Annotated in this window: 10 protein-coding genes; 7 read left to right on the top strand and 3 right to left on the bottom strand. The window is 57.4% G+C overall.

The window, feature by feature from the left end; all coding sequences use genetic code 11:
* Positions 1-27: 27 nt before the first annotated feature.
* Positions 28-828: a DeoR/GlpR family DNA-binding transcription regulator gene (locus ACJTMZ_RS20550; RefSeq protein ID WP_003861944.1), complete on the bottom strand. Its 801-nt coding sequence runs from the start codon at positions 826-828 to the stop codon at positions 28-30.
* Between the two features lie 34 nt (positions 829-862).
* Entirely contained in the window at positions 863-1759 is an 897-nt protein-coding gene (locus ACJTMZ_RS20545; protein ID WP_026080563.1) for a sugar kinase, read from the bottom strand.
* A gap of 155 nt (positions 1760-1914) precedes the next feature.
* Here ACJTMZ_RS20545 and yihU point away from each other — a divergent pair, with 155 nt between their 5' ends.
* From yihU to ompL, 7 genes are all read left to right on the top strand, one after another.
* Entirely contained in the window at positions 1915-2805 is an 891-nt protein-coding gene (yihU, locus tag ACJTMZ_RS20540) for a sulfolactaldehyde 3-reductase (RefSeq protein WP_032649900.1), read from the top strand.
* A gap of 17 nt (positions 2806-2822) precedes the next feature.
* Positions 2823-3698: a sulfofructosephosphate aldolase gene (gene yihT, locus ACJTMZ_RS20535; protein ID WP_015569905.1), complete on the top strand. Its 876-nt coding sequence runs from the start codon at positions 2823-2825 to the stop codon at positions 3696-3698.
* A 14-nt stretch (positions 3699-3712) separates the two neighbouring features.
* Positions 3713-4954 carry a sulfoquinovose isomerase gene (yihS, locus tag ACJTMZ_RS20530; protein WP_017382670.1) on the top strand — a complete coding sequence of 414 codons (1242 nt, stop codon included), beginning with the start codon at positions 3713-3715 and terminating at the stop codon, positions 4952-4954.
* Positions 4955-4970: 16 nt separating this feature from the next.
* On the top strand, positions 4971-6995 hold the full coding sequence (locus tag ACJTMZ_RS20525) for an alpha-glucosidase (RefSeq protein ID WP_252011148.1): 2025 nt from the start codon (positions 4971-4973) through the stop codon (positions 6993-6995).
* A 45-nt stretch (positions 6996-7040) separates the two neighbouring features.
* Complete coding sequence (locus tag ACJTMZ_RS20520; protein WP_003861932.1) at positions 7041-8423, top strand: MFS transporter; 1383 nt, start codon at positions 7041-7043, stop codon at positions 8421-8423.
* Between the two features lie 43 nt (positions 8424-8466).
* A complete protein-coding gene (locus ACJTMZ_RS20515; protein WP_017382668.1) occupies positions 8467-9891 on the top strand; it encodes an MFS transporter in 1425 nt (474 codons plus the stop codon).
* Positions 9892-9965: 74 nt separating this feature from the next.
* The gene (ompL, locus tag ACJTMZ_RS20510; protein WP_003861929.1) at positions 9966-10652 is read left to right on the top strand and encodes a porin OmpL; all 687 of its coding nucleotides are present in this window, start codon (positions 9966-9968) and stop codon (positions 10650-10652) included.
* A gap of 79 nt (positions 10653-10731) precedes the next feature.
* Here ompL and typA read toward each other — a convergent pair whose 3' ends face one another.
* Complete coding sequence (gene typA, locus ACJTMZ_RS20505) at positions 10732-12555, bottom strand: ribosome-dependent GTPase TypA (protein ID WP_003861927.1); 1824 nt, start codon at positions 12553-12555, stop codon at positions 10732-10734.
* Positions 12556-12705: the final 150 nt, after the last annotated feature.

Here is a 12705-nt window from a genome sequence, read left to right as displayed (position 1 = left end):
GAATCGCAATATCGGGCCATAGGATTTTCAGCCAGCCTGCTGCTCTTCTCCGGAATTGACTTCGACAACCTCAACCTTGCTGGATTTGAGGTGATTTTGCAGCGCCGGGCCGGGCAGCTCATCGGTGAACAGCGCCGTCGCCTGCGCCACGTTGCCGATTTCAACCGCCGCGGAGGCGTGGTATTTCGTATGATCGGCCGCCAGTAAAATGTGACGGGAGTGAGCGATCATGGTTTTCACCACGCTGGCTTCGTTAACGTCAAATTCCATCATCGCGCCGTCGTGCTCTATCGCCCCGACGCTGGTGACCAGGTAATCTGCGCGAAATCCTGACACGAACGCCGTTGCCGCAGGACCGATAATGCCGCCGTTATGCGGGCGCAGCGTACCGCCGGGCACCATCACCTCAAAGCGCGGATTCTTATAAAGAATGTGCGCCACCCGCAGGCTGTTAGTGATGATGCGCAGATGATTATGGTTAAGCAGTGCCCGGGCAACGTGCTCCACGGTCGTCCCGATGGTGATAAAAATGGTCGAACCGTCGGGAATATAGTCCGCAATCGCTTCGGCAATCGCCCGTTTCTCTTCGGTAAGCGAGACTTCACGCTGTTCGAACGCCGTGTTGACCACGCTGGATGCCCTGCCCGCGCCGCCGTGATGACGGGTGATCAGCCCTTGCTCGCTGAGCTTGCGGATATCCCGGCGCACGGTTTGCGTGGAGACATCCAGCAGCTGCGCCAGTTCATCAATGTTCATATAGCCGCGATCGGCAATCAGCGTCAGCAGCTGATCGTGACGCGGGTTGCCGGTCAGTTCGGTAAGGCTCATGGGCTGTCCTCTGAAAACCATCACGCCCCGCATTTTATACAAAAAGTGACAAAAAAGAGCGGGTTTGATCACAGTCGGGTATACCCGCGCGCCCGCCGGGCTTTGTACATTTCAGTGCTGCGACGGCGCTGGCAAAACGCACGGCGTCTGCGGCGGGTAATTTCTGCCCCAGGCTGACCGCCAGCGCACCGTGGAACACGTCGCCCGCCCCGGTGGTATCAATGACGTTCACTTCAAAACCAGGCTGATGACATAGCGTGTCGTTTTCCAGCCAGAAACAGCCGTCTCGCCCCTGTGTGACATACACATGTCCATTTGTGAGCGTTTGTGCTTTCTTCAGCGCGTTTTCGGTTTCATCCAGCTGCGTTAACCGCCGCAGTCCTGGCGCGGAGAAGGCCGCGTGGTCGCTTAAGGCAATCAGATCCGCGATGTCCTGCGGGGTGACATCCGCATCCAGCAGCGTCGGTACGCCCTGCTGGCGGGCCAGGGTAAATGCCTGTTTTGCCCCGTCATGCCAGCGCACGTCGGCTAAGACAATGTCCCACTGAGAGAAGTCGATTTCATGCAGCCAGTCTGCCGCCGCAGGGAGATCGGGGCTGGGGTAGTTGGCAATAACGCGCTCTCCGCTTGCGTCCACCAGCACCGCCGATTGCGACGATCGGGCTCCCTTAACTATGCGCGTATAGCGGGTGTTCACCCCCAGGGATTCCAGCTCCGCAAGCAGTCGTCTGCCGGTATCGTCGTCCCCCACCCGGCCAATAAAATCCACTTCCGCGCCCAGTTTCGCGGCTGCCACTGCCGCCGTTGCCGCCGGGCCGCCGCCCACTTCCGTATAGTCTTTTGCGACATATTTCCCACCTTCTTTCGGTAAATCATCGAGATACCAGATGCGATCCAGCACGGTAATGCCGACACAAACGATGCGAGTCATGGTGATTCCTTCTGCGATTTCTGATGCCTTCATTTTAATTTCACCAAATGTTTAAAAAGTGACCCGTGTCAATTTTTTGACTATAAATTACAAATACGATCAAAAACAGACACCACAAACGCGCAAAAATTGACACGATGTGACAGGAGAGAGGCATGTCAGCAATCGCATTTATCGGCTTAGGACAGATGGGCGCGCCCATGGCGAAGAATCTGTTGAAACAGGGCCACCAGCTTAACGTTTTTGATGTGAACCCGCAGGCGGTTCAGGCGCTGGTAGAGAGCGGCGCCCGGGCGGCGGGAACGCCAGCGCAGGCCGTAACGGAGGCCGAATTCGTCATTACCATGCTGCCAAACGGCGACCTGGTGCGCAGCGTGCTGTTCGGCGAGCACGGCGTATGCGAAGGGTTATCCCGCGACGCGCTGGTCATTGATATGTCCACCATTCACCCGCTGCAAACCGACGCACTGATCCGCGACATGGCTGAGCAAGGCTTCAGCCTGATGGACGTGCCCGTCGGACGCACCTCTGATCATGCCATCGCCGGTACGCTGCTCCTGCTGGCGGGCGGTACGGCGCAGCAGGTTGAGCGCGCCACCCCCGTTTTAATGGCGATGGGCAATGAACTGATTAACGCCGGCGGGCCGGGAATGGGCATCCGCGTGAAGCTCATCAATAACTACATGAGCATCGCCCTGAACGCCCTTTCCGCCGAAGCCGCCGTACTGTGCGAAGCGCTTGGCCTCTCCTTTGACGTGGCGCTCAAGGTGATGAGCGGCACGCCGGCGGGTAAAGGCCACTTCACCACGTCATGGCCGAACAAGGTACTGAAAGGGGATCTTTCACCCGCCTTTATGATCGACCTTGCGCATAAGGATCTGGGGATCGCCCTCGACGTGGCCAACCAGCTCCACGTTCCGATGCCGCTGGGCGCGGCTTCCCGCGAAGTTTACAACCAGGCACGCGCCGCCGGGCGCGGGCGCGAAGACTGGACAGCCATTCTTGAACAGGTTCGCGCATCTGCCGGGCTGAAAAAAACACACTGATACGAAAGGACTGAGGAATGACGATGTACACCCTGAAAGATATCACCCGACCTTCCGGCGGTTTTGCGATGCTGGCCGTGGATCAGCGCGAAGCGATGCGCCTGATGTTTGCTGCCGCAGGCGCGCCGGTGCCGGTAACCGACCAGCACCTGACGGATTTCAAGGTCAATGCGGCGAAAATTCTGTCGCCGTACGCCTCTGCGATCCTCGTCGACCAGCAGTTCTGCTACCGCCAGATTGTCGAGCAGCAGGCCGTGGCCAAAAGCTGCGCAATGATTGTCGCCGCCGACGAGTTTATCCCGGGGAACGGCATTCCGGTCGACAGCGTGGTGATCGACAAGAACGTTGACGCGCAGGCGGTCAAACGCGATGGCGGTAAGGCGCTGAAGCTGCTGGTGCTGTGGCGCAGCGATGAAGATCCGCAGCAGCGCCTGGAAATGGTGAAAGCGTTCAATACGCTGTGCCACGACAACGGGCTGCTGAGCATTATCGAGCCGGTGGTGCGTCCCCCGCGCCGCGGCGCCGCGTTTGACCGCGAGCAGGCGATCATCGATGCGGCCAAAGAGCTGGGCGACAGCGGCGCCGACCTCTACAAAGTGGAAATGCCGCTGTTTGGTAAGGGCACACAGCACGAGCTACTGACGGCCTCGCAGAAGCTGAACGAGAACATCGCCATGCCGTGGGTGATCCTCTCCTCCGGCGTGGACGATAAGTTATTCCCGCGTGCCGTAAGCGTCGCCATGCAGGCGGGGGCATCGGGCTTTTTAGCCGGGCGCGCCGTCTGGTCATCGGTGATTGGCCTGCCGGACACCGAGCTGATGCTGCGTGATATTTCCGTGCCAAAACTTCAGCGTCTGGGTGAGATCGTCGACGAAATGATGGCTCGCCGTTAAGAAAGGACCCGAACATGAAATGGTTTAACACCCTGAGCCATAACCGCTGGCTCGAACAAGAGACCGACCGCATTCTCGATTTCGGTAAAAACGCCGCCGTACCGACCGGCTTTGGCTGGCTGGGCAATAACGGGCAGGTGCGCAGCGATATGGGCACCCATCTGTGGATCACCGCCCGCATGCTGCACGTTTACGCGGTGGCGGCGAACATGGGGCGCCCCGGCGCGTACGCGCTGGTTGAGCACGGCATTAATGCCCTGAACGGTCCGCTGCGCGATAAACAGCACGGCGGCTGGTACGCCTGCGTAAACGATGAAGGCGTGATTGATGCGTCCAAGCAGGGCTATCAGCATTTCTTCGTCCTGCTGGGCGCGGCGAGCGCCGTCACCACCGGCCACCCGCAGGCACGCAAGCTGCTGGACAATGCCATCGAGGTGATTGAGCGCTACTTCTGGAGCGAACAGGAGCAGATGTGCCTGGAGTCCTGGGACGAAGCCTTCAGCAAAACGGAAGACTATCGCGGCGGTAACGCCAATATGCACGCCGTGGAAGCCTTCCTCATCGTCTATGACGTGACCCACGACCGGAAATGGCTCGACCGCGCCTTGCGTATCGCCTCGGTGATTATTCACGACGTGGCGCGCAAAGGGGAGTACCGCGTTAACGAGCATTTCGACACCAGCTGGAACCCGATCCGCGATTACAACATCGATAACCCTGCCCACCGCTTCCGCGCCTACGGCGGCACGCCGGGGCACTGGATCGAGTGGGGCCGCCTGATGCTGCACCTGCGTGCCGCGCTGGAAGCCCGCTTTGAAACCCCGCCGGAGTGGCTGCTGGAAGATGCGAAAGGCCTGTTTCACGCCACTATTCGCGACGCCTGGGCACCCGACGGGGCGGACGGCTTTGTCTACTCCGTGGGCTGGGACGGCAAGCCTATCGTGCGCGAACGCGTGCGCTGGCCAATCGTCGAGGCGATGGGCACGGCTTACGCGCTCTACACCGTCACCGGCGAGGCGCAGTACGAAGCCTGGTATCAGAAATGGTGGGATTACTGCATCAAGTACCTGATGGATTACGAAAACGGTTCATGGTGGCAGGAGCTGGACACCAATAACGAAGTGACCACCAAAGTCTGGGACGGCAAGCAGGATATTTACCACCTGCTGCACTGCCTGGTGATCCCCCGCCTGCCGCTGGCGCCGGGCTTAGCCCCTGCCGTAGCCGCCGGATTACTGGATAGCCTGGCCAAATAATAAAGACGGAGTTTTTATGCGTACCCTACACAATATTGACCTGAAAAATAACGAAAGTGGTTTCACCCTGCGCTGGCAGGACCGTCTGATTTTATCCCACTCTGCGGATGCCCCCTGCCTGTGGATCGGTGCAGGCGAAGCGGATATCGAGATGTTTCGCGGCAATTTCAGCATCAAAGACAAGCTTAACGAAAAGATTGCCCTGACGAACGCGACCGTCACGCAGCAAAGCGCGGGCTGGGCGATCCGCTTTACCCGCGGCGATGCGGTGAGCGCCACGCTGCTGGTGGGCGTCGATGCGGAAGGCCGTCTTGAGCTGAAGCTGAAAAATGACGCCGCCAGCCATAACCGCATCTGGCTGCGGCTGGCGGCTCAGCCTGACGATCATATCTACGGCTGCGGCGAGCAGTTCTCGTATTTCGATCTGCGCGGCAAGCCGTTCCCGCTGTGGACCAGCGAGCAGGGCGTGGGCCGCAATAAGCAGACCTACGTCACCTGGCAGGCCGACTGCAAAGAGAACGCGGGCGGCGACTACTACTGGACCTTCTTCCCACAGCCTACCTTCGTGAGCACCCAGAAGTACTACTGCCACGTGGATAACAGCTGTTATATGAACTTCGACTTCAGCGCGCCGGACTTCCACGAGCTGGCATTCTGGGAAGATAACGCCACGCTGCGCTTCGAATGCGCAGAAACCTACGTCGATCTGCTGGAAAAACTGACCGGCCTGCTGGGGCGTCAGCCTGAACTGCCGGACTGGGTTTACGACGGCGTGACGCTGGGTATTCAGGGCGGCACCGAGGTGTGTCAGCAGAAGCTCGACGCCATGCGCGAGGGCGGCGTGAAGGTAAACGGCATCTGGGCGCAGGACTGGTCCGGCATCCGGATGACCTCCTTTGGCAAACGCGTAATGTGGAACTGGAAGTGGAACAGCGCGCTCTATCCGCAGCTTGATGAGCGGATTGCGCAGTGGAAAGAGGAAGGCGTGCAGTTCCTCTCCTATATCAACCCTTACGTCGCCAGCGATAAAGATCTCTGCGAAGAGGCGTCGAAGCGCGGCTATCTGACCAAAGATGCCGACGGCAAGGATTACCACGTTGAGTTCGGCGAGTTCTACGCGGGCGTTATCGACCTGACTAACCCGGAAGCCTACAGCTGGTACAAAGAGGTGATCAAAAAGAACCTGATCGAACTGGGCTGCGGCGGCTGGATGGCCGATTTCGGGGAATATCTGCCGACCGATACCTTCCTGCACAACGGCGTGAGCGCGGAGATCATGCATAACGCCTGGCCTGCCCTGTGGGCGAAATGTAACTACGAAGCGCTGGAGGAGACCGGCAAGCTCGGGGAGATCCTGTTCTTCATGCGCGCGGGCTACACCGGCAGCCAGAAGCACTCGGTGATGATGTGGGCGGGGGATCAGAACGTCGACTGGAGCCTGGACGATGGTCTGGCGTCCGTCGTACCGGCGGCGCTGTCGCTGGCAATGACCGGGCACGGGCTGCACCACAGCGACATTGGCGGCTATACGACGCTCTTCGAGATGAAGCGCAGCAAAGAGCTGCTGCTGCGCTGGTGCGACTTCAGCGCCTTTACGCCGATGATGCGTACCCACGAGGGCAACCGCCCTGGCGATAACTGGCAGTTCGACGGCGACGCGGACACCATCGCCCACTTCGCGCGCATGACCACCGTCTTCACCACTCTGAAGCCGTACATCAAAGCTGCGGTAGCGCAGAACGCGAAGAGCGGCCTACCGGTGATGCGCCCGCTGTTCCTGCACTACGAGGACGACGCGCGCGCCTACACGCTGAAATACCAGTACCTGTTTGGCCGCGATCTGCTGGTGGCGCCGGTTCATGAAGAGGGACGCCGCGACTGGTCGCTCTATCTGCCGCAGGACACCTGGGTCAATGCGTGGACCGGGGAAACCTGCCAGGGCGGTGACATCACCGTTGATGCCCCGCTCGGCAAACCGCCGGTCTTCTATCGCCAGCACAGCGAATGGGCAGATCTGTTTAGCACCTTACGTCATATCTGATAAGGCTCGCCCGCGGGGAAACCTGCGGGCAGACGGAGAACAATAATGAGTCAACATACTTCTGATCCGGCAACCCTGCGCCTGCCGTTTAAAGAAAAACTCGCCTACGGGATGGGCGATCTCGGCTCTAACATCCTGCTTGATATCGGCACGCTGTATCTGCTGAAGTTCTACACCGACGTCCTGGGGCTGCCTGGCACCTACGGCGGGATTATCTTCCTGATTGCGAAGTTTTTTACCGCCTTCACCGACATGGGCACCGGGATCATGCTCGATTCCCGGCGCAAGATCGGCCCGAAAGGGAAATTCCGCCCGTTCGTGCTGTATGCAGCCTTCCCGGTAACGTTGCTGGCGATAGCTAACTTCGTCGGCACACCGTTTGAAATTACCGGTAAAACGGTGATGGCGACGGTGCTGTTCATGCTGTACGGCCTGTTCTTCAGCATGATGAACTGCTCCTACGGCGCGATGGTGCCCGCCATTACCAAAAACCCGGACGAGCGTGCTTCGCTGGCCGCCTGGCGCCAGGGCGGCGCCACGCTGGGTCTGCTGCTCTGTACGGTGGGCTTTGTCCCGGTGATGAACCTGATTGAGGGCAACGACCAGCTTGGCTACATCTTTGCCGCCACCCTCTTCTCGCTGTTCGGGTTGTTCTTTATGTGGTGGTGCTATAAAGGCGTAACCGAGCGTTACGTCGAGACGCAGCCTGCTAACCCGGCGCAGAAACCGGGGCTGTTGCAGTCGTTTCGCGCCATCGCCGGGAACCGTCCGCTGTTTATCCTGTGCATCGCTAACCTGTGCACGCTGGGCGCCTTTAACGTTAAGCTCGCCATTCAGGTCTACTACACGCAGTACGTACTGAACGACCCGATCCTGCTGTCGTACATGGGCTTCTTCAGCATGGGCTGTATTTTTATCGGCGTCTTTATGATGCCCGGCGCGGTGCGGCGCTTCGGTAAGAAAAAGGTCTACATCAGCGGGCTGATGATTTGGGTGGCGGGCGATCTGCTTAACTACTTCTTCGGCGGCGGCTCGGTGAGCTTCGTGGCGTTCTCCTGCCTGGCGTTCTTCGGCTCCGCGTTCGTGAACAGCCTGAACTGGGCGCTGGTGTCCGATACCGTGGAATACGGCGAGTGGCGCACCGGCGTACGCTCCGAGGGGACGGTCTACACCGGCTTTACCTTCTTCCGTAAGGTATCGCAGGCGCTGGCGGGCTTCTTCCCGGGGATCATGCTCACGCAGATCGGCTATGTGCCCAACGTGGTGCAATCCGCCGGCACGGTTGAAGGGCTACGGCAGCTGATATTTATCTATCCGAGTCTGCTGGCAGTCATCACCATCGTGGCGATGGGCTGCTTCTACAACCTTAACGAGAAGATGTATGTGCGCATCGTGGAAGAAATTGAGCTGCGCAAACGTACGGCATAAATGACGTGATTGAGCGCCCTGCGGGGCGCTTTGAGGATCGACCATGACACATAATACTGATCCGTTAACCCTGAAATTGAGCCTGCGAGAGAAGTGCGCCTACGGGATGGGTGATTTTGGCTCGAACCTGATGCTGTGTATTGGCACGCTGTATCTGCTAAAGTTTTACACGGACGAGCTGGGCATGCCCGCGTTCTACGGCGGCATCATTTTTCTGGTCGCCAAGTTCTTTACCGCGTTTACCGACATGCTGACCGGGGTGCTGCTGGACTCCCGGCGTAATATCGGCGCGCGGGGCAAATTCCGGCCATTCATTCTCTACGCCTCCGTTCCGGTGGCGCTGGTGGCCACGGCGCAGTTTATGGCCAACGACTTTAGCCTGACGGTGAAAACGGCCCTCGCCACCGTGCTCTTCATGATGTTTGGCCTCTGCTACAGCCTGATGAACTGCGCCTACGGTGCAATGGTTCCGGCCATCACCAAAAACCCGAACGAGCGCGCGCAGCTTGCGGCGTGGCGTCAGGGCGGCGCAACGGTAGGACTGTTGCTCTGTACTGTCGGCTTTATGCCGATTCAGGCGCTGTTCGTCAGCCAGCCCTCACTCGGCTATCTGGTGGCCGCGCTGGTGTTCGTCACCGGGGGACTGTTCTGCATGTGGTGGTGCTACAGCGGGGTGAAAGAGCGCTACGTCGAGCTTACGCCCGATCACCATAAGCCCGGCATTCTGAAATCGTTCTGCGCGATTTTCCGCAATCCGCCGCTGCTGGTGCTGTGCATCGCCAACCTGTGTACCCTCGCCGCGTTTAACATCAAGCTGGCGATTCAGGTCTATTACACCCAGTACGTGCTGAACGATCTGCATCTCCTGTCGTGGATGGGCTTTTTCAGCATGGGTTGCATTCTGATTGGCGTGTTTCTGGTGCCTGGCGCGGTGAAGCGCTTTGGCAAGAAGCCGGTCTATCTGGGCGGGCTGACGCTGTGGGCGGTGGGCGACGTGCTGAACTTCGTCTGGGGGACCAGTTCCCTGTTGTTCGTGCTCTTTTCCTGCATGGCCTTTTTCGGCACCGCGTTTGTGAACAGCCTGAACTGGGCGCTGGTGCCGGATACGGTTGATTACGGCGAGTGGAAAACCGGGATCCGCGCCGAAGGGTCAGTGTATACCGGCTATACCTTCTCGCGCAAAATCTCCGCGGCGCTGGCTGGTTTTCTGCCCGGTATTATGCTGACCCAGATTGGCTACGTTCCCCATGCCGTGCAGAGCGCGGGCACGCTGCTTGGGTTGCGTCAGCTTATTTTCCTCTGGCCGTGCGGCCTGGCGATCGTTGCCGCCGTGACCATGGGGCTGTTTTATAAACTCAACGAAGCGCGCTTCGCCTTTATTATCGAGGAGATTGGAAAACGGAAAAAACAGACAGCAAATACCCCTGAAATAACCACCAACAATAAAGCGTCAGCAGTCACTTTATAACAATAAATCCGGCCACTATGTCCTTCCTGTTTATCAGGAGGGAGGCCTTTCTGTACCTGATACATGGACAAATTATGAAAAGAATCATTACTGTACTGATCGTGTCGTCTGTGTCCTGCCCGGTTTTTGCCGGGGCCTATGTCGAAACGCGCGAAGCCTACAACACCGCCTCTGAGCTGCACGAAGTGATCCTGCGTGCGGGCTATAACTTCGATATGGGCGCGGGACTGATGTTCACCAACGCTTATAACGTGGGGAAATGGGACGAACTGAAGCACAGCTATAACGAAATCGAGGGGTGGTATCCGCTCTTCAAACCGACCGACAAACTGACCTTCCAGCCCGGCGGCTTAATTAATGACAGCAGCGCAGGATCAGGTGGCGCGGTTTATTTAGATACCAATTACAAATTTACGGACTGGTTTAATCTGACGTTCCGCTATCGCTATAACCATAACAATTACGATACGCCGGACTATAACGGGCAGATGGATAAGAACGACACGCATGAATTCGCCAACTACTGGAATTTCAAAGTGACGGATGCGTTTTTCTACACCTTTGAGCCGCACTTTTTCCAGCGGGTGAATGATTACCACAGCAAAAATGGTAAAGATCATCACTGGGAAATTACCAACAAGTTCAGCTATAAAATCGACAGAAACTGGCTGCCGTATCTTGAGCTACAGTGGCTTGACCGATGGAATGATTACAACCGCGAGCAGTACCGGATCCGGTTAGGGTTGCGGTATTCGTTCTAATAAAAAAGCCGCTGATCGCTCAGCGGCTTTTTCGTTGCCGGGTGGCGCTTGCGCTTACCCGGACTACGGCATAACCGAATTAGTCTTCTTTCGCACCGCGCATAGCACGTTTACGATCGTTCTCGGTCAGGTGACGTTTACGGATACGAATTGACTGAGGCGTCACTTCGACCAGTTCGTCATCATCGATGAATTCCAGAGCCTGCTCCAGCGTCATCTTGATCGGTGGAACCAGAACCGTTGCTTCGTCAGTACCGGACGCACGCATGTTGGTCAGTTTCTTACCGGTCAGGCAGTTTACCGTCAGGTCGTTAGAACGGCTGTGAATACCGATGATCTGGCCTTCGTAAACTTCAGCACCGTGGCCCAGGAACAGCTTACCGCGATCCTGCAAACCGAACAGCGCAAACGCAACCGCTTTACCCTGACCGTTGGAGATCAGTACACCGTTGTTACGCTGGCCCACTTCGCCCGGACGAACGTCGTCGTAGTGGCTGAAGGTGGAGTACAGCAGACCGGTACCGGAAGTCATGGTCATGAACTCAGAACGGAAGCCGATCAGGCCACGGCTTGGGATCACGTAGTCGAGACGTACGCGGCCTTTGCCATCTGGATTCATGTTTTTCAGGTCGCCTTTACGCTCACCCAGTGCCTGCATCACAGAACCCTGGTGCTGCTCTTCAACGTCCAGCGTTACGTTTTCGAATGGCTCTTGTTTACGGCCGTCGATTTCGCGGAAGATAACTTTCGGACGGGAAACCGCCATCTCGAAACCTTCACGACGCATGTTTTCGATCAGAACAGACAGGTGCAGCTCACCACGACCAGAAACGCGGAATGCATCAGCGTCTTCGGTTTCTTCAACGCGCAGCGCAACGTTGTGCACCAGCTCTTTGTTCAGGCGGTCAAGGATCTGACGAGAGGTAACGAACTTACCTTCTTTACCACAGAACGGAGAGGTGTTGACGTTGAAGAACATGGATACGGTTGGTTCATCAACGGACAGGGCTGGCAGCGCTTCGACGTTCTGCGGATCGCAGATGGTGTCGGAGATGTTCAGTTCACCCAGACCGGTGATGGCGATGATGTCGCCCGCTTCAGCGATGTCGCTCTCGATACGCTCAAGACCCAGGTGAGTCAGAACTTTACCGACTTTACCGTTACGGGTTTTGCCTTCGCTATCGATGATAGTGACCTGCTGGTTAGGCTTCACTTTACCGCGCTTGATACGACCAATGCCGATTACGCCAACATAGTTGTTGTAGTCGAGCTGGGAGATCTGCATTTGCAGGGTGCCTTCCAGGTCAACGTTTGGCGCAGGAACGCGGTCAACAATCGTCTGGTACAGCGGAGTCATGTCTTCCGCCATGTCTTCGTGATCCAGACCGGCGATACCGTTCAGCGCAGACGCATAAACGATAGGGAAGTCCAGCTGTTCGTCGGTCGCGTCGAGGTTAACGAACAGGTCGAAGACCTGGTCAACAACCCAGTCAGGACGCGCGCCAGGACGGTCAACCTTGTTGATCACAACGATAGGTTTCAGGCCGTGGGCAAATGCTTTTTTGGTCACGAAGCGCGTTTGCGGCATAGGGCCATCAAATGCGTCAACCACCAGCAGCACGGAATCCACCATGGACATCACGCGCTCAACTTCACCACCGAAGTCGGCGTGCCCTGGGGTATCAACGATGTTGATACGGTAGTCATTCCATTTGATAGCGGTGTTTTTGGCGAGGATGGTAATCCCACGCTCTTTCTCCAAATCGTTGGAGTCCATCACACGCTCTTGAGTTTCGGCACGAGCATCAAACGTACCGGACTGCTGTAGCAGCTTATCAACCAGGGTAGTTTTACCATGGTCGACGTGCGCGATGATGGCGATATTACGCAATTTTTCGATCACAACTTTGCCTCAGGCATTTAGAAATAGCGCGTTATTGTACACGGATTAATCGCACTACAAAACAGGATCACAAACATCCCCCGCAAACAAGTATTGCAGAGATGCTTTGTGATCGCTTTCACGGAGCGGTAAAAGGGCACTTTAACGTAA

Source organism: Enterobacter sp. DN, from assembly GCF_046054285.1.
Lineage (GTDB): Bacteria > Pseudomonadota > Gammaproteobacteria > Enterobacterales > Enterobacteriaceae > Enterobacter > Enterobacter hormaechei_C.
The sequence above is the reverse complement of the archived record's forward strand: the minus strand, read 5'-3'. Positions and strand labels throughout refer to the sequence as shown.